The 26,755-nt window shown below is 59.7% G+C and carries 32 protein-coding genes; 19 read left to right on the top strand and 13 right to left on the bottom strand.

The features are described 5' to 3' along the window. The first annotated feature begins 64 nt into the window (after positions 1–64). Positions 65–430 (top strand): histone-like nucleoid-structuring protein, MvaT/MvaU family, encoded by a 366-nt coding sequence (locus tag ACU688_RS14105; RefSeq protein WP_124524701.1) that lies wholly within the window; start codon positions 65–67, stop codon positions 428–430. A 107-nt stretch (positions 431–537) separates the two neighbouring features. Here ACU688_RS14105 and ACU688_RS14110 read toward each other — a convergent pair whose 3' ends face one another. Then, positions 538–1,074 (bottom strand): DUF4946 domain-containing protein, encoded by a 537-nt coding sequence (locus tag ACU688_RS14110; protein WP_448185225.1) that lies wholly within the window; start codon positions 1,072–1,074, stop codon positions 538–540. 177 nt (positions 1,075–1,251) lie between these two features. Between ACU688_RS14110 and gloA the strand changes: the two genes are divergently transcribed. Next, positions 1,252–1,773, top strand: coding sequence for a lactoylglutathione lyase (gloA, locus tag ACU688_RS14115; RefSeq protein WP_448185226.1), 522 nt, complete (start codon positions 1,252–1,254; stop codon positions 1,771–1,773). Between the two features lie 105 nt (positions 1,774–1,878). On the opposite strand, the gene ahpF is transcribed toward gloA, so the two are convergent. The 3 genes from ahpF to ACU688_RS14130 all read right to left on the bottom strand — a co-directional run bounded on the left by ahpF (position 1,879) and on the right by ACU688_RS14130 (position 5,199). Next, positions 1,879–3,435, bottom strand: coding sequence for an alkyl hydroperoxide reductase subunit F (gene ahpF, locus ACU688_RS14120; RefSeq protein ID WP_124524699.1), 1,557 nt, complete (start codon positions 3,433–3,435; stop codon positions 1,879–1,881). 122 nt (positions 3,436–3,557) lie between these two features. Further along, entirely contained in the window at positions 3,558–4,121 is a 564-nt protein-coding gene (gene ahpC / locus ACU688_RS14125; protein WP_010210361.1) for an alkyl hydroperoxide reductase subunit C, read from the bottom strand. 145 nt (positions 4,122–4,266) lie between these two features. After that, positions 4,267–5,199, bottom strand: coding sequence for a site-specific integrase (locus ACU688_RS14130; protein ID WP_448185227.1), 933 nt, complete (start codon positions 5,197–5,199; stop codon positions 4,267–4,269). Between the two features lie 170 nt (positions 5,200–5,369). On the opposite strand from ACU688_RS14130, the gene ACU688_RS14135 reads away from it, so the two are divergent. Then, positions 5,370–6,377 carry a DNA-binding protein gene (locus tag ACU688_RS14135; protein WP_448185228.1) on the top strand — a complete coding sequence of 336 codons (1,008 nt, stop codon included), beginning with the start codon at positions 5,370–5,372 and terminating at the stop codon, positions 6,375–6,377. Here the strand turns inward: ACU688_RS14135 and gorA are convergent, their stop codons facing one another. Together gorA and galU are read right to left on the bottom strand one after the other, a co-directional pair. Then, positions 6,378–7,736 (bottom strand): glutathione-disulfide reductase, encoded by a 1,359-nt coding sequence (gorA, locus tag ACU688_RS14140; RefSeq protein WP_448185229.1) that lies wholly within the window; start codon positions 7,734–7,736, stop codon positions 6,378–6,380. 107 nt (positions 7,737–7,843) lie between these two features. Then, a complete protein-coding gene (gene galU, locus ACU688_RS14145; protein WP_003212579.1) occupies positions 7,844–8,683 on the bottom strand; it encodes a UTP--glucose-1-phosphate uridylyltransferase GalU in 840 nt (279 codons plus the stop codon). Positions 8,684–8,993: 310 nt separating this feature from the next. Between galU and ACU688_RS14150 the strand changes: the two genes are divergently transcribed. Together ACU688_RS14150 and ACU688_RS14155 are read left to right on the top strand one after the other, a co-directional pair. Beyond that, complete coding sequence (locus ACU688_RS14150) at positions 8,994–9,179, top strand: hypothetical protein (protein ID WP_017734216.1); 186 nt, start codon at positions 8,994–8,996, stop codon at positions 9,177–9,179. A gap of 143 nt (positions 9,180–9,322) precedes the next feature. Continuing rightward, the gene (locus tag ACU688_RS14155; protein WP_026136449.1) at positions 9,323–9,604 is read left to right on the top strand and encodes a hypothetical protein; all 282 of its coding nucleotides are present in this window, start codon (positions 9,323–9,325) and stop codon (positions 9,602–9,604) included. A gap of 9 nt (positions 9,605–9,613) precedes the next feature. Here ACU688_RS14155 and ACU688_RS14160 read toward each other — a convergent pair whose 3' ends face one another. Next, positions 9,614–9,844, bottom strand: a complete 231-nt coding sequence (locus ACU688_RS14160) for a hypothetical protein (RefSeq protein WP_124524695.1) — start codon at positions 9,842–9,844, stop codon at positions 9,614–9,616. A gap of 21 nt (positions 9,845–9,865) precedes the next feature. Next, complete coding sequence (locus tag ACU688_RS14165; protein ID WP_448185230.1) at positions 9,866–10,216, bottom strand: hypothetical protein; 351 nt, start codon at positions 10,214–10,216, stop codon at positions 9,866–9,868. Between the two features lie 211 nt (positions 10,217–10,427). Between ACU688_RS14165 and ACU688_RS14170 the strand changes: the two genes are divergently transcribed. From ACU688_RS14170 to ACU688_RS14220, 11 genes are all read left to right on the top strand, one after another. Next, entirely contained in the window at positions 10,428–10,730 is a 303-nt protein-coding gene (locus tag ACU688_RS14170; protein ID WP_003173824.1) for a DUF1883 domain-containing protein, read from the top strand. 26 nt (positions 10,731–10,756) lie between these two features. Further along, entirely contained in the window at positions 10,757–10,921 is a 165-nt protein-coding gene (locus ACU688_RS14175) for a hypothetical protein (protein ID WP_017734220.1), read from the top strand. Positions 10,922–10,925: 4 nt separating this feature from the next. Beyond that, on the top strand, positions 10,926–11,591 hold the full coding sequence (alkB, locus tag ACU688_RS14180) for a DNA oxidative demethylase AlkB (protein ID WP_448185231.1): 666 nt from the start codon (positions 10,926–10,928) through the stop codon (positions 11,589–11,591). A gap of 75 nt (positions 11,592–11,666) precedes the next feature. Continuing rightward, a complete protein-coding gene (gene ada, locus ACU688_RS14185; protein WP_448185232.1) occupies positions 11,667–12,713 on the top strand; it encodes a bifunctional DNA-binding transcriptional regulator/O6-methylguanine-DNA methyltransferase Ada in 1,047 nt (348 codons plus the stop codon). Positions 12,714–12,818: 105 nt separating this feature from the next. Continuing rightward, positions 12,819–13,883, top strand: a complete 1,065-nt coding sequence (locus tag ACU688_RS14190) for an NAD(P)H-dependent flavin oxidoreductase (protein ID WP_448185233.1) — start codon at positions 12,819–12,821, stop codon at positions 13,881–13,883. Between the two features lie 111 nt (positions 13,884–13,994). Continuing rightward, positions 13,995–14,747, top strand: a complete 753-nt coding sequence (gene modA / locus ACU688_RS14195; RefSeq protein ID WP_448185234.1) for a molybdate ABC transporter substrate-binding protein — start codon at positions 13,995–13,997, stop codon at positions 14,745–14,747. After that, a complete protein-coding gene (modB, locus tag ACU688_RS14200; RefSeq protein ID WP_017734225.1) occupies positions 14,748–15,428 on the top strand; it encodes a molybdate ABC transporter permease subunit in 681 nt (226 codons plus the stop codon). 5 nt (positions 15,429–15,433) lie between these two features. After that, positions 15,434–16,513, top strand: coding sequence for a molybdenum ABC transporter ATP-binding protein (gene modC / locus ACU688_RS14205; RefSeq protein WP_448185235.1), 1,080 nt, complete (start codon positions 15,434–15,436; stop codon positions 16,511–16,513). A gap of 77 nt (positions 16,514–16,590) precedes the next feature. Further along, positions 16,591–17,628, top strand: a complete 1,038-nt coding sequence (locus tag ACU688_RS14210; RefSeq protein ID WP_448185236.1) for a DNA topoisomerase IB — start codon at positions 16,591–16,593, stop codon at positions 17,626–17,628. A gap of 124 nt (positions 17,629–17,752) precedes the next feature. After that, complete coding sequence (locus ACU688_RS14215; RefSeq protein WP_448185237.1) at positions 17,753–19,375, top strand: ABC-F family ATP-binding cassette domain-containing protein; 1,623 nt, start codon at positions 17,753–17,755, stop codon at positions 19,373–19,375. A 68-nt stretch (positions 19,376–19,443) separates the two neighbouring features. Further along, a complete protein-coding gene (locus tag ACU688_RS14220; RefSeq protein WP_448185238.1) occupies positions 19,444–20,148 on the top strand; it encodes a YoaK family protein in 705 nt (234 codons plus the stop codon). 145 nt (positions 20,149–20,293) lie between these two features. Here ACU688_RS14220 and ACU688_RS14225 read toward each other — a convergent pair whose 3' ends face one another. After that, positions 20,294–20,647 carry a hypothetical protein gene (locus ACU688_RS14225; RefSeq protein ID WP_448185239.1) on the bottom strand — a complete coding sequence of 118 codons (354 nt, stop codon included), beginning with the start codon at positions 20,645–20,647 and terminating at the stop codon, positions 20,294–20,296. Between the two features lie 146 nt (positions 20,648–20,793). Here ACU688_RS14225 and ACU688_RS14230 point away from each other — a divergent pair, with 146 nt between their 5' ends. Next, entirely contained in the window at positions 20,794–21,009 is a 216-nt protein-coding gene (locus ACU688_RS14230; protein WP_017734230.1) for a hypothetical protein, read from the top strand. A gap of 124 nt (positions 21,010–21,133) precedes the next feature. On the opposite strand, the gene ACU688_RS14235 is transcribed toward ACU688_RS14230, so the two are convergent. The 4 genes from ACU688_RS14235 to ACU688_RS14250 all read right to left on the bottom strand — a co-directional run bounded on the left by ACU688_RS14235 (position 21,134) and on the right by ACU688_RS14250 (position 24,919). After that, on the bottom strand, positions 21,134–21,448 hold the full coding sequence (locus ACU688_RS14235) for an AzlD domain-containing protein (RefSeq protein WP_448185240.1): 315 nt from the start codon (positions 21,446–21,448) through the stop codon (positions 21,134–21,136). Beyond that, positions 21,445–22,140 carry an AzlC family ABC transporter permease gene (locus ACU688_RS14240; protein WP_448185241.1) on the bottom strand — a complete coding sequence of 232 codons (696 nt, stop codon included), beginning with the start codon at positions 22,138–22,140 and terminating at the stop codon, positions 21,445–21,447. The genes ACU688_RS14235 and ACU688_RS14240 overlap by 4 nt, the downstream gene beginning before the upstream one ends. 76 nt (positions 22,141–22,216) lie before the next feature. Beyond that, complete coding sequence (locus ACU688_RS14245; RefSeq protein WP_448185242.1) at positions 22,217–24,556, bottom strand: dermonecrotic toxin domain-containing protein; 2,340 nt, start codon at positions 24,554–24,556, stop codon at positions 22,217–22,219. A gap of 147 nt (positions 24,557–24,703) precedes the next feature. Further along, the gene (locus ACU688_RS14250) at positions 24,704–24,919 is read right to left on the bottom strand and encodes a hypothetical protein (protein ID WP_448185587.1); all 216 of its coding nucleotides are present in this window, start codon (positions 24,917–24,919) and stop codon (positions 24,704–24,706) included. A 175-nt stretch (positions 24,920–25,094) separates the two neighbouring features. Here ACU688_RS14250 and ACU688_RS14255 point away from each other — a divergent pair, with 175 nt between their 5' ends. Further along, the gene (locus ACU688_RS14255) at positions 25,095–25,451 is read left to right on the top strand and encodes a metalloregulator ArsR/SmtB family transcription factor (protein WP_448185243.1); all 357 of its coding nucleotides are present in this window, start codon (positions 25,095–25,097) and stop codon (positions 25,449–25,451) included. A gap of 19 nt (positions 25,452–25,470) precedes the next feature. Then, a complete protein-coding gene (locus ACU688_RS14260; RefSeq protein WP_448185244.1) occupies positions 25,471–26,754 on the top strand; it encodes an arsenic transporter in 1,284 nt (427 codons plus the stop codon). Position 26,755: the final 1 nt, after the last annotated feature.

Below are 26,755 nucleotides of genomic sequence, written 5' to 3' on the forward strand. Positions count from 1 at the left end.
AGCTTTTGGCTTATAGCTTTGCCTGCAGTTGATATCAGCCAACTACATTATTGGAGTACAGATTTTGTCCAGACTCGCCGAATTTCGCGCAGCAGAAAAAGCCCTTCAAGAGCAGCTGGCCCAGCTGGAAACCTTGAAGAATGACGCTGGCTTGAAGAAAGAAATCGAATTTGAAGAAAAGCTTCAAGCGCTGATGAAAAGCTACGGCAAAAGCCTGCGTGACATCATCTCCATCCTCGACCCTAACCCAGGCAAGGCCGGTGCAGCTGTTGCCGCCGCCCCTAAACAGCGCCGCGCCCGTGTGGTCAAGGTTTACCACAACCCGCACACCGGTGAGCTGATCGAGACCAAAGGCGGCAACCACCGCGGCCTGAAAGCCTGGAAAGAACAGTACGGCGCTGCCACTGTAGATTCCTGGCTGCGCGGCTGATCAGAGCGCACTAAAAAAGAGCCCCGCACATGCGGGGCTTTTTTGCGGGTTCGATAACGAACTTAACTAACAGTTCACTTTGTTCAAAATCGACCAATGCAACACCTTCAAAGTTTCAGGCTATTGCGCACCGAAGTGACTTCCTCCTTGCTGGTCTCATAGGCTTGCGCCTGCCCGGCATAAGAAAAAACATACGCCTTATCCATATCAACTGCGCCAACCAATGTTTGCGAGAGCACGTGCCGCCCGTTCTCGGTAATCACACAAGTAGTTTCCAGCGCATCAAGGCGACTCAATGTCGTTGGGTGCATTTTGCTACACACACTTTGATAGCCGCCTTGGGCAAACTCTTTCTGGATGGATTTGCGCATTTCCAGCAACACACCTTGAAGATTAACTTTGTGCCCGGCTTCAATCGGCGTAGCGGTCAACTCCATGACCATCAAGGTCGTGCCATTTTCATCGTTCTTGATCGCGCGTTGGCGTGATACCACAGCAGGATTTGCCGGTGACTCGCCGTCCGGCACCACTTCCTCGACCTGCCAGCCACTGGGCCAATGAATTTCCGGGTCGGCCGCCAGCACCCACGGACTGGCCAGCAGCACACACACAGCGCTCAACAACGGTTTACGAAATTCGATCATTGCGAAAAACACCCAAGGTTCCAGCGCCAAAGTTTGAGCCCCGCCCCCATGAGCCGCAAGGCCGGCGTTACCTTTTTCATTTGGCGCACTGGCCGGCCCTTGCGTATCATGACCCGGCTGCACGGATGCTTGCCGCAAGCCAAGGGACCGCTTTGCCCCATTTTTTCTGGAGGGCCCATGAGCCTGCACGAACTGAACACTTTCCCGGGCGTCACCGCCCAACCAGACACCGCCACCTCGAACTTCGTGTTCAACCACACCATGTTGCGGGTCAAGGACATCACCAAATCGCTGGACTTCTATACCCGTGTTCTCGGTTTCTCCCTGGTGGAAAAACGCGATTTCCCGGAAGCAGAATTCAGCCTGTACTTCCTGGCGCTGGTGGACAAGTCCCAGATCCCGGCCGATGCAGCCGAGCGCACGCAGTGGATGAAGTCGATTCCCGGCATCCTGGAGTTGACCCACAACCACGGTACCGAAAACGACGCCGACTTTGCCTATCACAACGGCAACACCGACCCGCGCGGCTTTGGCCATATCTGCATTTCCGTGCCGGACATCGTGGCCGCCTGCGAGCGTTTCGAAGCCCTGGGCTGTGATTTCCAGAAGCGCCTGAGCGATGGCCGCATGAAGAGCCTGGCGTTCATCAAGGACCCGGATGCGTACTGGGTCGAGATTATCCAGCCAGCGCCCATGTAAGTATGTGGCGTGACGCGGAGCGTCACTGGATGCATTCCCACGCAAAGCGTGGGAACGAAAAAACCCCATGATCACTCATGGGGTTTTTCATTTCAGGCAGACAACTTATGAGGTGCGGATCAAGTGATCAAAAGCACTCAGGGAAGCCTTGGCGCCCTCGCCCACCGCAATCACGATCTGCTTGTACGGCACCGTGGTGACGTCACCGGCGGCAAATACGCCCGGCAATGAAGTCTCGCCACGGGCATCGACAATGATCTCGCCGCGAGGCGACAGCTCTACGGTGCCTTTGAGCCAGTCAGTGTTCGGCAACAGCCCGATCTGTACGAAGATGCCTTCCAGATCGACCGTCTTGAACTCACCGCTGTCGCGATCCTTGTACGCCAGGCCAGTGACTTTCTGGCCATCACCTTTGACTTCGCTGGTCAGCGCGCTGGTGATCACGTCAACGTTCGGCAGGCTGAACAGCTTGCGCTGCAACACAGCATCGGCGCGCAGCTTGCTGTCAAACTCCAGCAAGGTGACATGGCTGACAATGCCGGCCAGGTCGATGGCCGCTTCCACGCCGGAGTTACCGCCGCCGATCACCGCCACGCGCTTGCCTTTGAACAATGGGCCGTCGCAGTGCGGGCAGAAGCACACGCCCTTGGCCTTGTATTCCTGCTCGCCCGGCACGCCCATTTCGCGCCAGCGGGCGCCGGTGGCCAGAATTACGGTCTTGGACTTGAGGGTCGCACCGCTTTCGAAGCGAATTTCGTGCAGCTCGCCTGGGTTCTTCGCCGGCACCAGAGCGCTGGCGCGCTGCAGGTTCATGATGTCCACGTCGTATTGGCGCACGTGGGCCTCAAGGGCGCTGGCCAGTTTCGGCCCTTCGGTTTCCTGCACCGAGATGAAGTTCTCAATGGACATGGTGTCCAGCACTTGCCCGCCAAAACGCTCGGCGGCGACGCCAGTGCGGATGCCTTTACGCGCTGCGTAGATAGCGGCTGCCGAACCGGCTGGGCCACCACCGACGACGAGCACGTCAAACGCGTCTTTGGCGCTGATTTTCTCGGCGGCTTTTTCAATACCGCTGGTGTCGAGCTTGGCGAGGATTTCTTCCAGGCCCATGCGGCCCTGGCCGAAGTTCACACCGTTAAGGTAGACGCTGGGCACCGCCATCACCTGGCGCTCATCCACTTCTGCCTGGAACAGCGCGCCGTCGATGGCGACGTGGCGGATGTTCGGGTTGAGCACAGCCATCAGGTTCAGGGCCTGGACCACGTCCGGGCAGTTCTGGCAGGACAGCGAGAAGTACGTCTCGAAGCTGAACTCGCCTTTCAGGGCGCGGATCTGTTCAATTACTTCGACACTGGCCTTCGACGGGTGGCCACCGACTTGCAGCAGGGCCAACACCAGCGAAGTGAATTCATGGCCCATCGGGATGCCGGCAAAACGCAGGCTGATCTCGGCACCCGGGCGGTTGATGGAGAACGATGGCTTGCGCGCATCATTGCCATCGGTTTTCAGGGTAATCAGCGTGGTGAGGCTGACAACGTCCTGCAAAAGGGCAAGCATTTCCTGGGATTTCGCGCCGTCATCGAGGGAGGCGACGATCTCGATCGGCTGGGTGACCCGTTCCAGGTATGACTTCAACTGAGCTTTAAGATTGGCGTCCAACATACGGGCGATTCCTTTAATTCTGGGTAAAAAAAACGCCCGAGCGAATATCGCCCGGGCGTTTTTGAGGGCGGATGCAGCTTACTTAAGGTGCGGTGTATTCCGCCCTGAGGTGCTTCACAGACTTAGATCTTGCCAACCAGGTCCAGGGACGGAGCCAGGGTAGCCTCGCCTTCTTTCCACTTGGCTGGGCACACTTCGCCTGGGTGGGCAGCAACGTACTGAGCGGCCTTGATTTTGCGCAGCAGCTCGGAAGCGTCACGACCAACACCGCCGTCGTTCAATTCAACGATCTTGATCTGACCTTCTGGGTTGATCACGAACGTACCGCGATCTGCCAGGCCAGCTTCTTCGATCAGCACGTCGAAGTTGCGAGAGATGGTCAGGGTTGGGTCGCCGATCATGGTGTACTGGATTTTGCCGATGGCTGGCGAAGTGTTGTGCCAGGCCGCGTGGGCAAAGTGGGTGTCGGTGGAAACGCTGTAGATTTCGACGCCCAGTTTCTGGAATTCGGCGTAGTTGTCAGCCAGGTCTTCCAGCTCGGTTGGGCAAACGAAGGTGAAGTCGGCTGGGTAGAAGAACACCACGGACCACTTGCCTTTCAGGTCAGCGTCAGACACATCTACGAAGTTGCCGTTTTTGTAGGCGGTAGCTTTGAACGGTTTTACTTGGCTGTTGATGATAGGCATCGTTGATTCTCCGTCAGGTTTTGTAGAAGGGCTTAACAAGTTGATGGGATGAATCCTACTCACTCTCTACGCCGATGGCTCATTGGCAAACCTGATGCTCGCGATTGGTTTTCTCTATCAGGTGACAGTATTAATAGAAGAAATCTTAAAGCAGCGGCTGCGTCGCCAAGGTCATGCCGAGAAAGGGCGTCGCTTCAACATAGCGCATGGCCGATTTCATGTCGCTCCAGCCGACGTAACTCATCAACGACTTGAGATCCCAGCCGCTGCGATGGGCCCAGGTTGCAAAGCCCCGGCGCAGCGAGTGGCTGGTGTAGAGGTCGGCGGCGATGCCGGCGCGCTCCAGCGCCTGGCGCAACAGCGGGATCACGCTGTTGGGGTGCAGCCCCTCCTCCCCCATGTTGCCCCAGCGATCAATCCCACGGAACACCGGGCCGCGCACCAACGCCGAGGCGCTGAGCCATTCGCTGTAGGCCTGCACTGGACACAGGCGCAGCAGCGCAGGGGTCTGGTAGGTCTTGCCGAGATTGTCGCGGTCGCTTTTGCTGCGCGGCAGATACAGGCTGATGCCGGCGCCGGGGGTGGCTTGCACATGCTCGATCTGCAGGCGGCACAACTCATCGCTGCGAAAGCCGCGCCAGAAGCCCAGCAGGATCAACGCCGTGTCGCGCTTTGCACGCAGCAAGCGCGGCTGGTCATGGGTTTGGGCAGCCGCTTGCGCTTCCGTCGCCAGCGACGCCACCACCTGCTCCAGATGCTGGAGTTGCAATGGCTCGGCTTGTTTCTCCTGTGCCGGGTGCACGGCACGTATTCCTTTGAGCACCTTGCGCACTACCGGCGCTTTCGTCGGGTCGGGAAAGCCTTGGCTGGTGTGCCACTGCGCCAACGCCGAGAGGCGCAGCTTCAAGGTGTTGACGGCTAGCAGGCCAGCATGGGCCACGAGGTAACGCGCCACGCTGTCGCTGGTGGCCGGCAGGAAGCCACCCCAACTCACTTCGAAGTGCTCGATGGCCGCGCGGTAACTGCGCCGCGTGTTGTCGCGGGTGGCGGCATTGAGATAACGGTCCAGATCGCTCATGGGAGGCCTATTCGTACTGCTTGCGGGTGTTCACGCGGTTAAACTGTCAATCACGCGGGATAATACGCCAATATCACATCTGTTAAATCATGAATTTTAACGAGAATCTATTCATGATATGGTACGTATCTACATACTACGTACCACAGTACTAAATCGACGGAGACCCCATGGCACGTGGCGGCATAAACAAAGCAGTCGTTCAAACGGCACGTTTGGCGATCCTCGCTCGCGGCGAGAACCCAAGCATCGATGCCGTACGCATCGAGATGGGCAATACCGGCTCAAAGACTACAATTCACCGCTATTTGAAGGAGTTGGACGACAGCGAATCGCGCCTCACCATCACCCAGGCACCGCTCGACGATGAGCTGGGTGAGTTGGTCGCGCGACTGGCGCAACGCCTGAAAGAGAAAGCCCAAGAGCCCATCGACCAGGCTCTGGCGCAATTCGAACAGCAGAAAACCGCCCTGCTCGCCCAGATAGAAACCCTGGAAGCAGCCCACGGCCAGCTCAAGCAGCAATTTGATATCCAGGCCGCCGCCCTGGTCGAAGAAAGCGCCGCCCTGCAAACCGCCAGCACCAGCCTGCAGACCGAGCAAACCCGTAACGCCGGCCTCAGCCAGGCCTGCAGCGATTACGAGCTGCGCATCAATGACAAGGACGAACAGATCCGTTCGCTGGAAGACAAACACCTGCACGCCCGCGACGCCCTGGAGCATTACCGCAATGCCATCAAGGAGCAGCGTGAGCAGGAACAGCGTCGCCATGAAGGCCAGTTGCAACAGGTGCAGGCTGAGCTACGCCAGGCGCAGCAGAGCGCCATGGTGCGTCAGGATGAAATCACCCAGCTGCACCGCGACAACGAGCGGCTGCTGATTGAGCACCGGGTCACAGCCAAGGAGCTGGCGACCGCGCAGGAGCAGGCCCGCAAGGACCAAGCCCAGCAGGCCAAGTTGAACGAACAGGTGAGCCAGATAGACGGCGAACGCAGCCTGATTCAGGAGCGCTTGCGCGTGGCCGTGCTGGAGTGCCAGTCCCGCCAGGAGGCGCTGACAGAACACCAGCAGGTGAACAAGACGCTGGAACTGGACCTCATCAAGGCCCAGGCCAGCATCGAGGCATTGCGCCTGGCCGCCGTCGTTGCAACGGCACCAGAGGCAACGCCAGACGCCTGATCAGCCCGCCACAGGCGTGCGCATGGTGACGAACTCTTCCGCCGCCGTAGGATGCACGCCGATGGTTTCATCGAAATGCCGCTTGGTCGCGCCCGCCTTGAGTGCGATCGCCAAGCCCTGGACGATTTCGCCGGCATCCGGGCCGACCATGTGGCAACCCAACACCTTGTCGGTGTCGGCATCCACTACCAGCTTCATCAAGGTTTTTTCCTGGCATTCGGTCAGGGTCAACTTCATCGGCCGGAAACGGCTTTCGAAGACCTGCACCGTGTGCCCCTTCTCCTTCGCCTCTTCTTCCGTCAGCCCTACGGTGCCGATGTTCGGCAGGCTGAACACCGCCGTCGGAATCATCGCGTAGTCCACCGGACGATATTGCTCAGGCTTGAACAAGCGGCGCGCCACCGCCATGCCCTCGGCCAGGGCAACCGGCGTGAGTTGCACGCGACCGATCACATCACCAATGGCGAGGATCGACGATTCGGCCGTCTGGTAAAGGTCGTCCACTTCGACAAAACCACGCTTGTCGAGTTTGACCCCAGTGTTTTCCAGGCCCAGGTTGTCCAGCATCGGGCGCCGGCCAGTGGCGTAGAACACACAATCCGCCTCCAGCACTCGACCGTCTTTCAAGGTTGCTTTCAGGCTGCCATCGGCTTGCTTGTCGATGCGTTCGATATCGGCATTGAACTGCAAATCCAGACCGCGCTTGGTCAGCTCTTCCTTGAGATGGGTGCGCACCGCGCCATCGAAGCCGCGCAGGAACAGGTCGCCGCGATACAACAACGATGTTTTCGCACCCAGGCCATGGAAAATTCCTGCGAACTCAACAGCAATGTAGCCGCCACCCACTACCAGCACGCGCTTGGGCAGCTCCTTGAGGAAAAACGCCTCATTGGAACCGATAGCATGCTCGCGCCCCGGAATCTCCGGGATCTGCGGCCAGCCACCCGTGGCGATGAGGATATGTTTGGCGGTAAAGCGCTCGCCATTGATTTCCACCTGGTGCGCATCAACCAGGCGCGCATGGCCTTCGTGGAGGGTCACACCACTGTTGACCAGCAGGTTGCGATAAATGCCGTTGAGGCGATTGATCTCGCGATCCTTGTTGGCAATCAGGGTCGCCCAATCAAAATTCGCCTCCCCCAGCGACCAGCCGAAACCGCTGGCTTGCTCGAAGTCTTCGGCAAAGTGCGCGCCGTACACCAGGAGTTTTTTCGGCACGCAGCCGACGTTGACGCAGGTGCCGCCCAGGTAGCGGCTTTCAGCCACAGCCACCTTGGCACCAAACCCTGCAGCAAAACGCGCTGCGCGAACACCGCCGGAACCGGCGCCAATTACATATAAGTCAAAATCGTAGGCCATTTCACTCTCCTCGGCAGGACATCAGCATACCGACTTACAGGGTCCTGAAAAACGAAAAAGCCACCCGAAGGTGGCTTTCGCTTAAAACCGGTTTGGCTACCAGTGAATCAGTAAGCCTTGCCAGTCTTGTAGAAGTGCTCGTAGCAGAAGTTGGTTGCTTCGATGTAGCCTTCAGCGCCACCGCAGTCGAAACGACGGCCTTTGAACTTGTAGGCAATCACGCAACCATCTTTGGCTTGCTTGAGCAAGGCGTCGGTGATCTGGATCTCGCCGCCCTTGCCTGGCTCGGTTTCTTCGATCAGCTTGAAGATGTCCGGGGTCAGGATGTAACGGCCGATGATCGCCAGGTTCGATGGGGCATCTTCCGGCGCCGGTTTTTCAACCATGTCACGGACGCGGATCAGGCCATCACCAATGTCGTCGCCGGCGATGACGCCGTACTTGTTGGTTTCTTGAGGATCAACCTCTTGAACCGCAACGATGGTGCAACGGTATTTCTGGTACAGCTTGACCATCTGGGTCAGCACGCCGTCACCTTCCAGGTTGACGCACAAGTCGTCCGCCAGTACCACGGCGAACGGTTCGTCACCGATCAGCGGGCGGCCGGTGAGGATTGCGTGGCCAAGGCCTTTCATCTGGGTTTGACGGGTGTAGGAGAACGAGCACTCGTCCAGCAGCTTGCGGATACCAACCAGGTATTTTTCCTTGTCGGTGCCCTTGATCTGGTTTTCCAGCTCGTAGCTGATGTCGAAGTGGTCTTCCAGGGCGCGCTTGCCGCGACCGGTCACGATGGAGATTTCGTTCAGGCCGGCATCCAGTGCCTCTTCGACGCCGTACTGAATCAGTGGCTTGTTCACCACCGGCAGCATCTCTTTAGGCATGGCTTTGGTCGCTGGCAGGAAGCGAGTGCCGTAACCGGCTGCTGGGAACAAGCATTTCTTGATCATATAAGTCCTTACAAAGGGCTGTGCGTACGGAATTCGGCGCAGTCTAATCAGGCCGCAGTCACCTTACAATGGGTCCTGCTGGCGTTGCGATGTCAACATAGAGAAAAAATGTCGGTGTAAGTTCCGCTTATCTTACAGACAGCGTCGTCACCGGCAGGGCAAAAAAAGGCCAGCCCTCACTGTTTTAAAGGGCTGCAACCTTTTTAGCACGCTTTTCGCGGTTGTACATTGGATTGGAATAACTTGCGCGGGGCCGCGACATTTGGCGCTATCATGACAGCCTTGAACCCGACCACGAGATGCTCAATAGATGTCAGAACCAAAAGGCGTAAACGGCTACCTGATCACCAAGCGTGCGGACGGTTGGCACCTGATCAACTTCCACGGCGACAGCGTTGCCGGTGCTTTTGCGACCGAAAGCCAAGCGGCGGCGGTTGCTGAAGTGTTTGTGGATGAAGCCGGCCACGCATCGAGCAAGCGTCCCAAAGGCAAGTAAGCCTCGGCGCCTTGCGCAAAAGCCCCGGTTTACGGGGCTTTTTTGTGTTTGCCTGTACCTTGGTGGCAGTTCGCTATAGTCTTGCGCAGACGCTCAACGAGCGTTTCGACGCGCCCTCCAACACCCTCTACGACGACCTACCCATGAACAAAATTCTGGCACTGACTGCGGTACTGGCGCTTGCCGGGTGCACCACCACCTCTGACGTCTATCTGAAAAACGGCGAGCAAGGCCTGACCGTCGATTGCTCGGGCGAGGCCAACTCGTGGGCCAGTTGCTACGAAAAAGCTGATGCGTCCTGCGCAGGCACCGGTTACCGCATCGTCGGCACCGAGGGCACGCCGGCCCTGAGTGAGGGCGACAAGACTCTGGGCAAGGACGTCGGCAATTACAAAAGCCGCAGCGTGGTGGTGGTCTGCAAGTAGCCCTTTGGGTTACAGGTGGACTTCAGCGAACTTGATCCCCAGCCCGCGCAGGGTCTCGGTCAGCGCATCAAGGCTGGCGAAGGATTCGACCTCATCCTGATCGTCCACCAGGAAAAAACTGCGTCCGCCGCTTTTCTTGAAAAAGACGATCCATTCGCCGAGGTCGGCGGGATTCTGGATCACGTGGGTGGCCGAGATCTGGCCCTCGGCATGGCGCGCTTTGACGTGTTCACGTTTCATATCTGATATTCCGCAACGGCATCAGCCGGAAATGCAATCTTCCCCAGCCTTTTTCACATCACCCGGACGGATCGGCACATTGGACATGCTCTCGTAGAGCTTGATGCTGCTGCCGCTGGAACGTTCTTCGATTTCGAAAATGGCCGAAGGATCGGCAGAAAACTTCTGCGGAACAATCACCTGTACGCCGTCCTTGTGTGGCTCAATCTGCGACGGGCGACGCGTAGCCGACAGCTTGTGGACCACACAGGCGGCATATTCCTGCGGCTTCTTGCCAGAAATGACAGCCAACGTGGGAGGGGTCTGCTTGATATCGGCAACCGAGGCACACCCACCTAGCGCCACGGCCAGAACCAACACACTCCACTTCATACAAAACCTCCGATAAAGATCCTACGACAGCGAGGATGGTAAATTTCTCCCGCCAACGTAGGATTTATCCCTGATAACTCGGTAAATAACTGTTTTAAATTGTCGATGTCATCGACAACGGCACGATAATAAAAGCGCTGGGGCTGATAAACTCCATCTTAACCTACGTATCGTTCTGATTTTTCAGAAAAAGCCCTTCTGGAGACACCCCATGAAATTCATCCACCAGCGCGAGCACCTCAACGAGGGGGACATTGTCGTCATCGAATGCTCGCAGACTTGTAATATTCGTCTGATGAGCGATGCGAACTTTCGCAGCTTCAAAAATGGCGGCCGCCACACCTACCACGGCGGCGCATTCGACAAGTTTCCCGCCAAGATCACCGCGCCAAGCACCGGTTTTTGGAACATTACCTTGGACGTGGTCACCCGCCGTGCGATCAGCGTGACGCGCAAACCCGCACTGTCCCACAAGATTCGTATCGTTCGTCGCACCAGCACCAAGCTGAGCTGATTCGGACTCGCCACAGGAAATAAGCAGTGACTACCACCAAATACGTGATCAAGTACAAACTCAACGGCGAACGCCGCTTCGAGTTCGCCCAACTGCACAGCAACAGCGTGGAAGAAGCCAAGCAAGCCCTGGCCAAAATCCACGATGCCAGTGATGAAATCACCGACATCACTGTGAGCAAGGCGCTGTAAGCCCATGCCCGCCCCCACCGCCGACCTGTTCGCCGATGACGCCCTGCAACAACCCGCAGGGCGTGAACAAATCGGCGACGAGTCCTACGTGCTAAGGGGTTATGCCCTGCCCTGGATCGAACGTCTTCTGCCAGCGCTGCGCCAGGTGTTGGCGCAATCACCGTTTCGGCAGATGGTCACCCCAGGCGGTTTTACGATGTCGGCGGCGTTGAGCAGCTGCGGTGAGCTGGGCTGGACCACCGACGCCCACGGCTACCGCTACTCCCCACTCGACCCGCGCAGCCAGCTGCCGTGGCCGGCCATGCCTGCCGCGTTGCGCAAATTAGCGGTGCAGGCAGCGGCAGACGCCGGTTTCATCGACTTCGCACCCGACGCCTGCCTGATCAACCGCTACGTGCCCGGCGCCAAGATGTCCCTGCATCAGGACAAGAACGAACGCCGCTACACCGCACCGGTGGTGTCAGTGTCCCTCGGCTTGCCGGCGATTTTTCTGTTTGGTGGCCCCGAGCGCAGTGACCGGACGCAAAAAGTTTCGCTGTTCCATGGCGACGTCGTGGTCTGGGGCGGCGTCGATCGCCTGCGCTTTCACGGCGTGATGCCAATTCAGGAAGGCCTGCACCCGATCATGGGCCCGCAACGCATCAACCTGACGTTTCGCACCGCCGGCTGATTTGACCGCAAGCTTCGGAGTGCCAGGCCACCGATGCACGGTTAATCTGCGCAAGACCCGTCAAGAGTGCCGCCCATGAATACCGAACAAGATCCGCGCTGGGCTGCCATCGTCGCCCGCGACCCCAAGGCCGATGAATTATTTGTCTATGGCGTAAAAACCACCGGCGTGTATTGCCGCCCCAGTAGCGCCTCGCGGTTGCCACGCCCGGAAAATATTCAGTTCTTCGACACCCCGGCACAAGCCGAAGCCGCTGGTTACCGCGCAAGCAAACGTGCGAGCGGTGACCAGACCCAATTGGCCGCCCATCATGGGCAACTGGTCGCCGAGGCGTGTCGCCACATCGAACAGGCCGACAGCCCGCCCAGCCTCAACACGCTCGCCCTGCGCGCGGGGCTCAGCCCTTTTCACTTTCACCGAGTGTTCAAAGCCGTCACCGGGCTGACGCCCAAGGGCTACGCCAGTGCCCAGCGCACCCGTAAAGTACGTGAGGGGCTCAAGGGCCGGCATTCGGTCACCGATGCGCTGTATGAGGCAGGCTTCAATTCCAACAGCCGCTTTTATGAGGCGGCCGATCAGTTGCTCGGCATGAAACCCAGCGATTACAAGGCCGGTGGCACCAACAGCGAGATCCTGTTCGCAGTTGGCCAATGTTCATTGGGGGCGATTCTGGTGGCGCAAAGCAGCCGTGGCGTGTGCGCCATTTTACTAGGGGATGACCCGGACACGCTGGTACGCGACCTGCAGGATCAGTTCCCCAAGGCCAACCTGGTGGGCGCAGATCGCCGCTTCGAACAAACGGTCGCGCAAGTCGTGGGCTTCATCGAGGCGCCCGCCCTCGGGCTGGACCTGCCACTGGATCTACGTGGCACCGCCTTTCAGCAACGGGTGTGGCAAGCCCTGCGCGACATCCCGCTGGGCAGCACCGCCAGTTATGCGCAGATCGCCGAGCGTATCGGCGCACCCAAATCATTCCGCGCAGTGGCCCAGGCGTGCGGGGCCAACAGTCTGGCAGTGGCGATCCCTTGCCATCGCGTGGTGCGCAGCAATGGCGAGCTGTCGGGCTATCGCTGGGGCGTGGAGCGCAAGCGGCGCTTACTGGCTCGCGAAAGTGACAGCTGACCCGCACGAAAATGCGCCCGCGTCCAGTGAATAAAACAGAGTGGCCGGCGACCATGGGCCCTGCTAAAACAGCGAAAAATCTTACTAACGCTGGAGACGCATCCCATGAGCACCTGGCCAGACACCCGCCTGATTGATCTGCTGGGCATCGACACGCCGATCATCCAGGCCCCCATGGCGGTCGGTACCACCACGGCCATGGTCATCGCCGCCAATAACGCGGGCGCACTGGGCTCGCTGCCGGCGGCGGCGCTCAGCCTCGCACAACTGCGTGAAGCCCTCAGCACGATTCGCCAGGCCAGCACGCGGCCGATCAACGTCAACTTCTTCTGCCACCAGCCGCCCGAGCCCGATGCCGCACGCGATCAGAAATGGAAAGAGTTGCTGAAACCTTATTACCTCGAATTGGGTGCGGATTTTGACGCGCCGACGCCCGTCTCCAATCGCGAACCGTTTAACGACGCCGCCTGCCAGGTGGTAGAAGAGTTCCGTCCCGAAGTGGTGAGCTTTCACTTTGGCCTGCCGGAAAAAGCCCTGCTGGATCGAGTAAAAGCCACTGGCGCCAAGGTGCTGTCCTCGGCCACCACCGTGGAAGAAGCGATCTGGCTGGAACAACACGGCTGTGACGCAATCATCGCCATGGGCAGTGAAGCCGGTGGGCATCGTGGCTTGTTTCTGAGCGATGACCTCAACACCCAGATCGGCCTGTTCGCCCTGCTGCCGCAAATCGTCGACGCCGTTAGCGTGCCGGTGATCGCCGCCGGAGGCATCGGTGATGCACGGGGGATTGTCGCGGCCTTCGCCCTGGGCGCCTCGGCGGTGCAGATTGGCACCGCGTACCTGTTCACCCCGGAAGCCAATGTCACGCCGTCCCATCACCATGCCTTGCGCCATGCCCAGGCCAGCGAAACCGCGTTGACCAACCTGTTCACCGGCCGCCCGGCACGGGGCATTGTCAATCGGGTCATGCGTGAATTGGGCGCGATCAACCCGGCAGCGCCGGCATTTCCTACCTCCGGCGGCGCGCTGATTCCACTCAAGGCCAAGGACGAAGCAGGTTTCAGCAACCTGTGGTCGGGCCAGGCGTTGCGCCTGGGCAAAGACATTTCCACCTATGACCTGACACGCGAATTGGCCTCACAGGCGCTGGCCAAACTTACGAAAAACTGACACCTGGGGCAACTTGGCACTGTACCGGCAATGGCTAACCGCTATATATTCCCGTAAATAGCGGTAACGCCTTCTACCTATAACAAGCCGTACACCCTCAGGAGCTGCTCTATGAAGATTCGTGTTTCACGCCTGGCCGCGTTGGTCGCTGCCCTTGCCTTCGGTTCGGCCCACGCCGATGAAGTGCAAGTCGCTGTCGCGGCCAACTTCACCGCACCGATCCAGGCGATTGCCGCCGACTTCGAAAAAGACACCGGTCACAAACTGGTCGCCGCGTACGGCGCCACCGGCCAGTTCTATACGCAGATCAAGAACGGCGCGCCGTTCGAAGTGTTCCTTGCCGCCGATGACACCACCCCGCAAAAACTGGAAAGCGAAGGCGACACCGTCAAAGGCTCGCGCTTCACCTATGCGGTGGGCACCCTGGCGCTGTGGTCGGCAAAAGAAGGTTATGTCGATGCCAAGGGCGAAGTGTTGAAGAAGAACGACTTCAAACACCTGTCCATCGCCAACCCGAAAGCCGCGCCCTACGGCCTGGCCGCCACCCAAGTGCTGGCACGGGAAGGCTTGACCGACAAGGTCAAGGACAAGCTGGTTGAAGGCCAGAACATCACCCAGGCCTATCAATTCGTGTCCACCGGCAACGCCGAGTTGGGCTTCGTGGCCTTGTCGCAGATCTATAAAGACGGCAAAGTCACCAGCGGTTCGGCGTGGATCGTCCCGTCGTCCATGCATGACCCGATCAAGCAGGACGCGGTAATCCTCAACAAGGGCAAGGACAGCGCCGCTGCCAAGGCCTTGATTGAATACCTGAAAGGGCCAAAAGCCGCGGCCGTTATCAAGTCCTACGGTTACGAGCTCTAAATGCCGCTATCGAGTGCCGATTTTTCCGCTATCTGGTTGACCATCAAGCTGGCGTCACTGACCACCGTGATCCTGCTGGTCATCGGCACTCCGATTGCCCTGTGGCTGTCACGCACCCGTTCGTGGTGGCGCGGCCCCATTGGCGCGGTCGTCGCCTTGCCGTTGGTGTTGCCACCGACGGTGATCGGTTTTTACCTGCTGTTGACCATGGGTCCCAATGGCTACTTCGGCCAGTTCACCCAATGGCTGGGCCTGGGCACCCTCACCTTCAGCTTCGCCGGGCTGGTGATCGGCTCGGTGATCTATTCCATGCCGTTTGTGGTGCAGCCGTTGCAAAATGCCTTCTCCGCCATCGGCACGCGCCCCCTGGAAGTGGCGGCGACGTTGCGCGCCAATCCCTGGGACACGTTTTTCACGGTGATCCTGCCCCTCGCCCGTCCGGGGTTTATCACCGCATCGATTCTCGGCTTCGCCCACACCGTCGGTGAGTTCGGCGTGGTGTTGATGATCGGCGGCAATATCCCCGACAAGACCCGCGTGGTCTCGGTGCAGATCTACGACCACGTCGAAGCCATGGAATATGCCCAGGCCCATTGGCTGGCGGGCTCCATGGTGGTGTTCGCGTTCCTCGTGTTGCTGGCGCTCTACTCCAGCCGTAAAACCAAGATGGGCTGGAGCTGACCGCGATGATTGATGTACGCCTGCAACTCGATTACTCAGGATTTGCCCTTGATGTGGACCTGCAACTGCCGGGTCGCGGGGTGACCGCTTTGTACGGCCACTCGGGCTCCGGCAAAACCACCTGCTTGCGCTGCATCGCCGGGCTGGAACGGGCCGAGCAAGGTTTTGTGCAGATCAACGACGAGGTCTGGCAAGACAGCGCAAAGGGCCTGTTCGTCCCCCCGCACAAGCGCGCGCTGGGTTATGTGTTTCAAGAGGCGAGCCTGTTCCCGCATTTGTCGGTGCGCGCCAATCTGGAGTTCGGCCTCAAGCGCATTGCCCGCCAACAGCGCCGCGTGGACATGGCCCAAGCCACCGAACTGCTGGGGATCGGCCACTTGCTCGATCGTCACCCGCAACACTTGTCGGGCGGTGAACGGCAACGCGTCGGCATCGCCCGCGCACTGCTCACCAGCCCGCAGTTGTTGTTGATGGATGAACCACTGGCGGCCCTCGACAGCAAGCGCAAGGGCGAGATCCTGCCGTACCTCGAACGCCTGCACGATGAACTGGATATCCCCGTGCTGTACGTCAGCCATGCCCAGGACGAAGTGGCGCGCCTGGCCGATCACATCGTCCTGCTCAATGACGGCAAGGCCCTGGCCAGCGGCCCCATCGGCGAAACCCTGGCGCGGCTGGACCTGCCGATGGCCTCCGGTGACGACGCCGGCGTGGTGATCAATGGCACAGTCAGTGCCTACGACGAACACTATCAATTGCTGACCCTGCAACTGCCCGCCAGTGCCTTGCACATGCGCGTGGCCCATGCGCCGCTGGCGGTGGGCAAGGCGTTACGGGTCAAGGTGCAGGCACGGGACGTGAGCCTCAGCCTGCAGGCGGAGGAACACAGCAGCATCCTCAATCGCTTGCCGGTGACGGTTACCCAGGAGTTGGGCGCCGACAACAATGCCCACGTCCTCGTGCGCCTGGATGCGGCCGGCACACCGCTGTTGGCGCGTATCACACGGTTCTCCCGCGATCAGTTGCAACTGCACCCCGGCCAGGCGCTGTGGGCGCAGATCAAGGCGGTGGCCGTCCTCGCCTAAACAAGCTTTTTGGCACGACGGCGCAGGGCTGCGGTCAATCAGGCATACCGGCCTGATTGTTGCCAAGGAACTTCGCCATGCCTGACGCCACGCTGCCCCGCGACCTGCACTACGTTGACGACACCCAGCCCGGCATTCGCCGCAAGACCCTGCGTGGCAAATTCCAGTACTTCGACGCCAAGGGCGTGCGGATCAAGGATGCGGCTGAAATCCAGCGCCTGAACGCCCTGGCGGTACCACCGGCCTACACCGATGTGTGGATCTGCGCCGACCCGCGCGGCCATCTGCAAGCCACCGGCCGCGATGCCCGTGGGCGCAAGCAGTACCGCTATCACCCGCGCTGGCGTGAGGTACGCGACAGCGACAAGTACTCGCGTCTCCAGGCGTTTGGCAAAGCGCTGCCAAAACTGCGCAAGCAACTTGAAGCTCAGATCGCCGAGCCTGGTTTCACCCGGGAGAAGGTCCTCGCGACCGTGGTGATGCTGCTCGATGCCACCCTGATCCGCGTCGGCAACAGCCAGTACGCGCGTGAGAACAAGTCCTATGGGCTGACCACCCTGCGCAACCGGCATGTCGACATCAAGGGCAGCGAGATCCAGTTCCAGTTCCGTGGCAAGAGTGGCGTGGAGCACCAGGTCAGCGTCCGGGACCGGCGACTGGCAACGGTGGTCAAGCGCTGCCTGGAGCTGCCGGGGCAAGACCTGTTCCAATACCTCGACGCGGACGGCGAACGGCACACCGTCAGTTCCCATGACGTCAACGCCTACCTGCACAGCCTCACCGGCGCCGACTTCACCGCCAAGGACTACCGCACCTGGGCCGGGACAGCCCTGGCGCTGGCGGTCTTGCGCGAACTGGAGTGGCAGCCTGAATCCGACGCCAAGCGCCATATCGTGGCGACGGTCAAGGACGTTGCCAAGCAACTGGGCAACACCCCGGCGGTGTGCCGCAAGTGTTACATCCACCCAGCCGTATTGGAGCATTTCAGCCTCGGGCAACTGTCCAAATTGCCCAAGCCGCGAGTGCGCAAGGGGCTCAAGGCGGAAGAGGTGGCGCTGGCGATGTTTTTGGAAAAATTGGCAGCGGGCTTGCCGAAAACAGCCAAGCAGGGTTAGCCTTTGCGTCCCTTCCGTGTATCAGGACGACCGCCGACGTGAACATCTAAGCCTTCCAAAATGTATCTGCAACAAGCCGCCCGGCGCGCTTGTTGGCCTGTTCGACATTTTCTTGGAGGTGCTGATGACTGACGTCAACCGGCTGCCCGTATTAGCTTCCCTGCAACACCTGGGCTTTCAGTTCGCCAATGGCGAAACGTTACTGCAAGACCTGAACCTGACCATCGATCACACGCCCACCGGCATCGTCGGGCGCAACGGCCGAGGCAAAAGCATCCTCGCCAAATTGATCGCCGGGCGCCTACCGCCCTCCTCCGGCACCCTGAGGCATTCCGCCAGCGTGGCTTACGTGCCGCAAAGCGTGGACGTTGCCGCCGGCGAAACCGTCGCCCATCTCACCGGCACAGCCCCGGCCTTGGCTGCCCTTGAACGAATGACCAGCGGCACGGCGCAACTGCAAGATCTAGAACTGATCGACGACCGCTGGGACCTCGGCGAACGCCTGCGCCACGCGCTGGATAACGCTGGCCTGGAACACCTGGGGCCTGACAGCCTGGCCGATCAACTCAGCGGCGGCCAATTGGCGCGGGTGGCGGTGATCGGCGCGCTGCTGGCTGCACCACATTTGTTGGTCCTCGATGAACCGACCAACCACCTCGACCGCAGCGGCCGCGAGTGGCTGTTGCACCGATTGGCTGATTGGCGCGGCGGCCTAGTGGTGGTCAGCCACGACCGGCAACTGCTCAACACCCTGGGGCGCATCATCGAACTCTCACCCCTTGGCGCCAAGGTCTACGGCGGCAATTACGATGCCTACCGCCAGCAGCGTGACGCCGAACAGCATGCGGCAGTCGCGGCCCTGGAACACGCACGCCTGACCCGCAGCCGCGAACGACAGCGCCTGCAAACAGACCATGACAATTTGCAACGGCATGCCGCGCGTTCGCGCAAGCAGGCAGACACCGCCAACGTGGACCGTTTCACCAAGGCTCGCTGGAAAGGCGCCGCCGGCGAAATCGTCAGCAGGGTGGGCAGTGCACACCGTGCCCACAAGCACGAACTCGACGCCCGGGTGAGTGATGCCTACCAACGCGTGCAGGATGAAACGCCGACCTTGCTGACGTTGCCCACCTCGACCGTGCCCAACGGCCGACAGGTGCTGAAGCTGGTGGATGTTGACCTGCCTTGGCTCGCCCGCACAGGCCTCGACCTTCATCTAGCGGGCCCCGTTCGCGTTGCGGTGCGTGGGCCGAACGGCTGCGGCAAATCCACGTTGCTCAAGGTGCTGGCGGGTCATTGGCAGGCCATTGGCGGGGTTTGCAGCGTGCATGTGCCCTGCGCCTATATCGATCAACACCTCGTGCTGCTCGATGACCAGCACTCCATCGTCGAACAGCTCAACCGGCTCGACACGCCACTGACGGAAGCCGAACTGCGTACGCGCCTGGCCCTTTTGCAACTGGACGCGTTGCGCGTGACTCAACCGGCGAGGCAGCTCAGCGGCGGTGAACGGCTGAAGGCCGCGATGGCAATTGCCTTGTGGCGCAAAACGCCTGCGCAGTTGCTGTTGTTGGACGAGCCCACCAACCACTTGGACTTGGAATCGGTGCTCGCTTTTGAGCAGGCGCTGCAAGGGTTTACCGGGGCGATAGTCGCGGTGTCCCATGATGAGGCGTTCACGCGGGCAATCCGGCCGACGCATTACCTGAGCTGGGAAAGCGCAGGCTGGCGCCTGGAGTGTGCTTGAGGTCATTGCGCGGGCTGTCAAAGCGTCCTACGGTAGTGGCCGAATAATCTCACACGGAGCCCAGCCCTATGCTGCCGTCGTCCCCCAAGCCTTACGCCAATGCCCTACACGCTCACCGCCAACGCTGGCGCGGCCGGGTCGGGTTGATGTTGGTCGCCAGCCTTTCGGTGCTGGCGGGCATGACCGATGCCATTGGCTTTATGGCCAGTGGCGATTTTGTCTCGTTCATGAGTGGCAACACCACGCGGCTGGCGGTGGCGATCAGTGCGGGGGATTTGGGGTTGACGGGTCGGTTGCTGTTGCTAGTAGCAACATTTGTCGTCGGCAATGCGTTGGGTGTGATGGTCAGCCGCCTCAGTCGCCGGCATGCCCTGCCCTTGCTGCTGTGCATCGCCGCCCTGCTGTGCGGCGCAGCTGTTTTGCCTATGGATGAAACCCTGCCCGCCTTGCTGGCGGCGATCATTGCGATGGGCATGCTCAATGCGGCGGTGGAAGAGGTCAACGGCTTGCCGGTGGGCCTGACGTACGTCACGGGCGCGCTGTCGCGTTTTGGCCGCGGCCTGGGGCGTTGGATGCTGGGGGAGCGGCGCAATGGCTGGCGTGTGCAACTGATTCCGTGGGGCGGAATGTTTATCGGGGCGGTGCTCGGCGCATTGCTGGAGCAGCAGATGGGCCTGAAGGCGCTGGTGGTCAGCGGTGGGTTGGCGGCGTTGTTGGGGGTGGTGTCGCTGAAGATTCCACGACGCTGGCAATTGGGTTATATGCCGCGCTAGGAGAAAAAGGATGCTCGTCCGACGTGTCAGCCTCGACGTCCGTGTACTGGTAAAGAGCCATCACGTCGAACGAGCGGGAGGAATGATAAGCGAATGTCCGGCGGCTGTCCCGCCGGGCATTTCCTAAAACCACTAAGGCAACGGATTACAGGCAAGTCGCGAGTGCCGCCAGGCGGCGCTTGGCGGGCATGTTGTCTTCAACGGCGTAGTACTTGACCGTGGCGCCGGCACCCGCGCTTTGCACATCGACAAAGTAATCGCCGCCGGTGGTGTACACGGTGAAGCCGCCTGCCCCGTTAGGCTCTTTGAAACCGCCCGCATCCACGCCAAACACACTTTCGTCCTGCCAGCCGAACTGGATGCATTCCGCAACCACCAGGGTGGCTTTATCCGAAGCCAGAGTTTTGTAGGGCGTGCCCGCGCGCGCGTCTTTCATCTTCGAACCTGCGCAGCCGGCCAGTGCCGCCAGTACCAATGCGCCAACTACCACCTTGTGCATGCCATTGCTCCGTCGCAAAAAAACGCGACTCTACCACTTGCCGGCGACCAAGGGGCCAAAGGTAGCGCCTGCTGGCACATGGCATTATGATGCCAACGTTGATCTCACTGAGGAGGTCAACGGGATATTCTCTACAAGGAAGCGTCATGAAAGATTTCGTCATCAGCGTCAACAACACTGTGCTCTACATCGCCCTGGCCTTCGTTTGGCTGATGGGTTTGGTGACAATGTTCGGTGCAAGTTTCCTGACGGGCCTGGCGGTCCTGATCGGCGGCACGTTGACGTGGTGCATCATTTCCGGTTTCTGGTTCGTCCAGTCGGCCACGTATGAAGAACTGCGCAAGCTCAACGCCAAGAGCTGATGCAACACGCCAGCATGAATTTAGTTTCACTGTGAAGGGAGAACGGGCCACCTATAGTGGCCACGCTCATTTTTAGAAGTCTCCCTTCAGCCCGCCCTCCCGCGGGCTTTTTTTCGCCTGGACGTCAGAGCAGCCAGCGAAACAGATAGAACAACGCCATGCTCAACAGCACCGTCAGCAGCACGTTGCGCGTCCAATACATCAGCGCTACCGCGCTGATGCCGGCGAGCAGATACGGGTTGGTCGGGCTCAGGTTGAGATGCTGGTGGTCGGCCAGAAAGATGATCGGCCCGCAAATCGCCGTAAGCATCCCCGGCACCGCAAACCCGAGAAACTCCCGCGCACCACGGTTCAGGCGCACCGGCAAACGCGGCTCGATAAACAGGTAGCGGTTGAGAAACACCACCAGGCCCATCGTCACAATCATGATGTAGATCATCGCTGCCCTACTCCCAGCCGTTTGCAGGCATACCCGGCGCTCATCCCCAGCACGCCGGAGACCACCACGGCCGATTCCCAATGCAGGAAGCTCAGCCACACCGAGAACAGCAACGACACGGCCACACAGACCACGGTCGGCACATCACGGACCACCGGGGTGATCAGCGCAATAAAGGTTGCGGCGATGGAGAATTCCAGGCCCAACTGGTCCAGGCCCGGAATGCTCTTGCCCAGCACGATACCGGCGAGGGTGAACAGGTTCCAGGCGACGTAGAACGTCAAGCCGACGCCCAGTGCATACCAGCGGTTAAACGTCTGGCGGTCATAGTGGCTGACCAGGGCGAAGAATTCGTCGGTGAGCAGAAACCCCAGGCTCATCCTCCAGCGGGTGTTGAGCGCCGACAGTGTCGGGCGCATGTGCATGCCGTAGAGCAAATGCTGGGAGGTCAGCAGCAAGGTGGTCAGCACAATGGAGATCAGGCTCGCGCCGCTCTTGACCATGCCGATCGCCACCAACTGCGCGGCGCCGGCGAACACAATGGCGGATAAACCCTGGGCTTGCAGCGGCGTGAATTGCGCATCAATGGCCATGGAGCCGGCCAGCAGCCCCCACGGCGCACAGGCCAAAGACAACGGGATGACGGCGATGGCGCCGCGTGCGAAGGCGTAATGAGGTAAGGCAGCTGGCATGGAAACGGCTCATCGACGAGTGGTCGCCAAGCATGCCAGCGTAACAAGGGCCTTGTCTTGAACGATCTTGCGCGCGTTAAAGCACCGGCATCGAGTCACCGGCCACCACCGCCTTGGGGTTTTCTGATCGAGGGGGGAAATGCACGGGGTCGTAGGCGAATTTCAAGTATTTGTCGTAGTCCTCGCCTTGCGCATCTGCTGAGTAAGGATTGCGCTTGATCACTCGGTGGCGGCGCTCCGCGGGTAGTACGCCGTCAAATTGCACCAGCTTTTTGGTGCGCGCCTGAGGTGCAAAAACCTCGGCGAGGTCATCCAGGGTGAACTCCCCCGTCACCTTACTGGCGTATGCCTTGACCGGTACGTCGACATACTCCTGGAACTGCGCGGCAAAAGAGCGTTCACCGCCGGTGCCGGAGTTGCACATCAACAAGCGGATATTGGCGTACTTTTCGGTGGGCACATTGTGGTCCCACAGCATATCCACCAGTTCGGACGCATCGTACGGCACATCATCAAGCACCATATCCGCGACGGCATCAGGCCCACTGCCCCTCAAGGCGCCATGGGCGACAATATTCAAGCGTTCAGCACCGTTGTAAGTGTCGATAAAGGTAAACACCAGATCGTTGATTTTGTCCAAATCCCTCACGTCTTCGTCGGGCTTGCTGCGTTTTATATCGTCCGCATCTTGCGTCTCGTCGAGGCGCACGCGCTTGTTGGTACCCACGCGGGTCTCATCACCCGCCAACTCAACCACCTGAGTGTTTTCGGGCGGGTGTTCGCCGCTCAATACTTCTTCAAACTCGACGGGGGGTGTGCTGGCACGCGCCACGGCTTCGGTACCGCCCGTCATTGCCGACAGGCCCGGCAACCGCGAAGGCAGGTGGACGAGCGCGGGTGCGGCGTTGAGCAACCCGAATACGCTGCGGTCCGTTGCCGTGGACTTATCGTGCACCGCGTCATCAATGCCTACGCCGACTTCAGCAACGCCGGCAGCGACGTAAGCAGCCTCCACGGCCATGGCCACTTCTGGAATGACCGTCGCCAGTGGCGTCAGCATCAGCGCGGCAGTGGTGGCAGCCTCGGCAAGGTTGATCACCCGACGCTTGAGTACATCACCGTCGGTGACAATGTCATGGGCGGCGTCTGCGTAAGAGCGGGCCTTTTGTCGCTGGGTCATGGTTTGAAACGGATCGCGGCTTACAGGAACAGTGGTGATGTAGGTCTGCGGGTCCCATTCATTAATCGAGTCAAACCCCCATTTATTCGGCTTTTGCGCCTCAGACCACCCTCCAAGGCCCACCAGCGCTTGTTTGACGCCATCAGTGAACACCTTGTCGTCTTGATCGTTTTCCTTGAAATGCGTGCACAGTTGCGCGCGTTTGTGCGGATCTGCCGCCTGATCCGCCAACCAGTTCTTCATCTGTGCAACGCTGTCAAATCGATGAATCGGCGAGGAGTTGCCGGGGATGTACAACAGGGTGTGGTTGATCTTCTTACCTTGGGCATTCAAGCGCGACTGCTTATCGGTGACATAGATGAGGTCCGTCGAGGCATTGCCGTTGATCGACAGCAACCCGGTCTCGATAGTGGGGTCCTCCTTGTAGGGCGCCTTCAGCTCATCCACCGTCATCTCGCTTAAGCGACTGCGCGCCCCGAAGCCTGCGGCGCGCATCGCCAAGGTGGTTTCATAGTTGCTCAGGCTGGCGTCCTGGAGCTGTATCTGGGCCGCGCTGGCAAATGCGAACTTGCTGCTGAGTCGGTATTTCTCTTCATTCGCCGGCCAGAACGTGTCCAAGTGAGCCTTGTAGGGCTTTGCGAGTTCAGTCTGGCGATTCAAGTCCCGAAAGGCCTGGGGCGTGTGGTGGAGCTTTTCGCTGGTTTGATACACATGCCGAGGGTCAGACTTAAACGCGGGGACGATGTACTCATGGGTATGTGCGAAATTGATGATAGAACGGGTATGTTCAATCGCGATCGCCAACGGCGAACCCTTTTCTGCCTCCTTCAACATCTTTTGCCACCACGGTGTGTCGGCCGTGGCCGACTCATCTTCCGGATTTTTATCACGCATGTTCTTGAGCGCGGCATCCGTCAGCGTGATGCTATTGAGCAGTTTCCCATTGGCGGGTTTGGGTTGGCCGATTTCATAGTTGAACGTCACGATACGGGCCTGATCAGGCTCAATATCGATTTTCCAGGTGCTCTTGATCGCAGCCCTGATGATGTTTGACGCGTTCTGTGCCGGAGTGAGAAAGCTTGGTGTCAGGGTCTTGATGTAGTCAGCAAGCTCGGCCGTGACGGTAGGCGAGCGCAAGCGGAAAGTCTTGGGAGGGTTTTCGACCACGCCTGATGGCGATCCGAACGCAGGGACTTGGGGTTGCTGTTCGGGGGTGTTGGCGTCGATGTGACGCACCGTTGCGTCAAAATACGAGCCCACGACTCTTGGCGGTATCATGTTGGCACCTCAGGCTGTCAGGCGTTAATAAGCATCCTGACGCTGAGTTGCGGCATCGCTTCCAGCCGTTCCCGGGGAACTGTTTCCTTCTATAAAACCCTGTGTTCACGCCAGCCGGACCGACACTCGCTCGACCGCATCACGTGCTTCACGCAGCTCGTGGGCATCCTGATTAAGGCGGTGGATGGTATTGAGCAAACGCTGGCGCAGCACTTCATCGCCGAGTTTTTCCACGGCGCGCATCAGGTCGAACGCGGCGGTTTCGTTATTTTCCGCGACGGAATCGAGGGTCTTGCGCAGGTTGCGAGTGGCACGGGTCACGCGGGTTCTTCCTTCATAAGCAATGGCAGGCACTTTAGGACATTCGTGTTTCATTTTAATTTCAATCACTTGCGACAGATTCCCAGGCGCTTGATCCATATCAATCAAAAACCGGTTTGACGTACATATATGGAAATACGTATATTCGATTTCCCATATGTATAGGGCCTTGGCCATGTCCGAGCTCATCTCCCCTCCCGAACTGTTCAAATGCCTGGCCGATGCCACCCGAGCACGCCTGACGTTATTGGTTGCGCGCGAAGGCGAACTTTGCGTGTGCGAACTGATCCATGCCTTGGATGACAGCCAGCCGAAAATCTCCCGTCACCTGGCGCAACTGCGCAATTGCGGGCTGATGCTGGATCGTCGCCAGGGTCAGTGGATCTACTACCGCATCAATCCGGAACTGCCGGCCTGGGTCACCCAGGTGCTGGACATCACCCTGCAAGCCAACCTGCCGTGGTTGCATGCCGACACCCAACGTCTGGATGCAATGGGCAACAGACCTCAACGGGCCAGCGCTTGCTGCTGAGCCATCGGAGCTTTTATTGATGCTTGTCGCCATTGGCATTTTTCTGTTCACCATCATTCTGGTCATCTGGCAGCCCAAGGGCCTCGGCGTCGGCTGGAGCGCGACGATGGGCGCCATCCTCGCCCTGGCCTGTGGCGTGATCAGCCTGGCGGACATTCCAGTGGTGTGGCACATCATCTGGAATGCCACCGGCACCTTTGTCGCACTGATCATCATCAGCCTGTTGCTGGACGAAGCCGGCTTCTTCGCCTGGACCGCGCTGCATGTGGCGCGTTGGGGCCGTGGGCGCGGGCGACGCTTGTTTGCCTATATGGTGCTGCTGGGCGCACTGGTGTCGGCGCTGTTTGCCAACGACGGCGCGGCGCTGATCCTCACGCCCATCGTGATGTCGATGCTCCTGGCGTTGCGCTTTTCCCCGGCGGCGACCCTGGCGTTTGTCATGGGCGCAGGCTTTATCGCCGACACCGCGAGCCTGCCGCTGGTGGTGTCGAACCTGGTGAACATCGTCTCGGCGGATTACTTCAAGATTGGCTTCAACGAATACGCGGCCGTCATGGTGCCGGTGAACCTCGTCAGCGTCGCGGCCACGCTGGCGGTGCTGCTGTGGTTCTTCCGCCGCGATATCCCGCAGGTTTACGACCCCGCTGACCTCGCCGATCCGGCCAGTGCGATCCATGACCGCGCCACCTTCCGTGCCGGCTGGTGGGTGCTGGGCATCCTATTGATCGGTTGTTTCGCCCTGGAGCCATTGGGCATTCCCATCAGTGCGATTTCCGCTGTGTGCGCCCTGCTCCTGCTGGTGATTGCCGCCAAGGGCCACAAGATTTCCACGCGCAAGGTGCTGAAGGAAGCGCCGTGGCAGATCGTAATTTTTTCCCTGGGCATGTATCTGGTGGTCTACGGCTTGCGCAACGCCGGCCTCACCACGTACCTCGCGACCTGGCTCGACACCTTCGCCACCTACGGTGTTTGGGGCGCGGCCATGGGCACGGGCGTGCTGACGGCCTTGCTTTCTTCGGCGATGAACAACCTGCCGACGGTATTGATCGGCGCGTTGTCCATCGACTCCAGCCATGCCGTGGGTGTGGTCAAGGACGCGATGATCTACGCCAACGTGATCGGCAGCGACCTTGGCCCGAAAATAACCCCGATTGGCAGTCTGGCCACGTTGTTGTGGCTGCATATCCTGGCGCGCAAGGGCATCACCATCACCTGGGGCTACTACTTCAAGGTCGGGATTGTGCTGACCTTACCGGTGCTGTTGATCACCCTTGCCGCCCTCGCCTTGCGCTTGAGTATTTGAA

It is taken from the genome of Pseudomonas acericola (SeqCode), assembly GCF_053456465.1.

Bases quoted from the DNA above. Each gene is read 5' to 3' on its own strand.
- ACU688_RS14110 (WP_448185225.1), bottom strand. From the start codon at position 1,074: ATGATCGAATTTCGTAAACCGTTGTTGAGCGCTGTGTGTGTGCTGCTG.
- gloA (WP_448185226.1), top strand. From the start codon at position 1,252: ATGAGCCTGCACGAACTGAACACTTTCCCGGGCGTCACCGCCCAACCA.
- ahpF (WP_124524699.1), bottom strand. From the start codon at position 3,435: ATGTTGGACGCCAATCTTAAAGCTCAGTTGAAGTCATACCTGGAACGG.
- ahpC (WP_010210361.1), bottom strand. From the start codon at position 4,121: ATGCCTATCATCAACAGCCAAGTAAAACCGTTCAAAGCTACCGCCTAC.
- ACU688_RS14130 (WP_448185227.1), bottom strand. From the start codon at position 5,199: ATGAGCGATCTGGACCGTTATCTCAATGCCGCCACCCGCGACAACACG.
- ACU688_RS14135 (WP_448185228.1), top strand. From the start codon at position 5,370: ATGGCACGTGGCGGCATAAACAAAGCAGTCGTTCAAACGGCACGTTTG.
- gorA (WP_448185229.1), bottom strand. From the start codon at position 7,736: ATGGCCTACGATTTTGACTTATATGTAATTGGCGCCGGTTCCGGCGGT.
- galU (WP_003212579.1), bottom strand. From the start codon at position 8,683: ATGATCAAGAAATGCTTGTTCCCAGCAGCCGGTTACGGCACTCGCTTC.
- ACU688_RS14150 (WP_017734216.1), top strand. From the start codon at position 8,994: ATGTCAGAACCAAAAGGCGTAAACGGCTACCTGATCACCAAGCGTGCG.
- ACU688_RS14155 (WP_026136449.1), top strand. From the start codon at position 9,323: ATGAACAAAATTCTGGCACTGACTGCGGTACTGGCGCTTGCCGGGTGC.
- ACU688_RS14160 (WP_124524695.1), bottom strand. From the start codon at position 9,844: ATGAAACGTGAACACGTCAAAGCGCGCCATGCCGAGGGCCAGATCTCG.
- ACU688_RS14165 (WP_448185230.1), bottom strand. From the start codon at position 10,216: ATGAAGTGGAGTGTGTTGGTTCTGGCCGTGGCGCTAGGTGGGTGTGCC.
- ACU688_RS14170 (WP_003173824.1), top strand. From the start codon at position 10,428: ATGAAATTCATCCACCAGCGCGAGCACCTCAACGAGGGGGACATTGTC.
- alkB (WP_448185231.1), top strand. From the start codon at position 10,926: ATGCCCGCCCCCACCGCCGACCTGTTCGCCGATGACGCCCTGCAACAA.
- ada (WP_448185232.1), top strand. From the start codon at position 11,667: ATGAATACCGAACAAGATCCGCGCTGGGCTGCCATCGTCGCCCGCGAC.
- ACU688_RS14190 (WP_448185233.1), top strand. From the start codon at position 12,819: ATGAGCACCTGGCCAGACACCCGCCTGATTGATCTGCTGGGCATCGAC.
- modA (WP_448185234.1), top strand. From the start codon at position 13,995: ATGAAGATTCGTGTTTCACGCCTGGCCGCGTTGGTCGCTGCCCTTGCC.
- modB (WP_017734225.1), top strand. From the start codon at position 14,748: ATGCCGCTATCGAGTGCCGATTTTTCCGCTATCTGGTTGACCATCAAG.
- modC (WP_448185235.1), top strand. From the start codon at position 15,434: ATGATTGATGTACGCCTGCAACTCGATTACTCAGGATTTGCCCTTGAT.
- ACU688_RS14210 (WP_448185236.1), top strand. From the start codon at position 16,591: ATGCCTGACGCCACGCTGCCCCGCGACCTGCACTACGTTGACGACACC.
- ACU688_RS14215 (WP_448185237.1), top strand. From the start codon at position 17,753: ATGACTGACGTCAACCGGCTGCCCGTATTAGCTTCCCTGCAACACCTG.
- ACU688_RS14220 (WP_448185238.1), top strand. From the start codon at position 19,444: ATGCTGCCGTCGTCCCCCAAGCCTTACGCCAATGCCCTACACGCTCAC.
- ACU688_RS14225 (WP_448185239.1), bottom strand. From the start codon at position 20,647: ATGCACAAGGTGGTAGTTGGCGCATTGGTACTGGCGGCACTGGCCGGC.
- ACU688_RS14230 (WP_017734230.1), top strand. From the start codon at position 20,794: ATGAAAGATTTCGTCATCAGCGTCAACAACACTGTGCTCTACATCGCC.
- ACU688_RS14235 (WP_448185240.1), bottom strand. From the start codon at position 21,448: ATGATCTACATCATGATTGTGACGATGGGCCTGGTGGTGTTTCTCAAC.
- ACU688_RS14240 (WP_448185241.1), bottom strand. From the start codon at position 22,140: ATGCCAGCTGCCTTACCTCATTACGCCTTCGCACGCGGCGCCATCGCC.
- ACU688_RS14255 (WP_448185243.1), top strand. From the start codon at position 25,095: ATGTCCGAGCTCATCTCCCCTCCCGAACTGTTCAAATGCCTGGCCGAT.
- ACU688_RS14260 (WP_448185244.1), top strand. From the start codon at position 25,471: ATGCTTGTCGCCATTGGCATTTTTCTGTTCACCATCATTCTGGTCATC.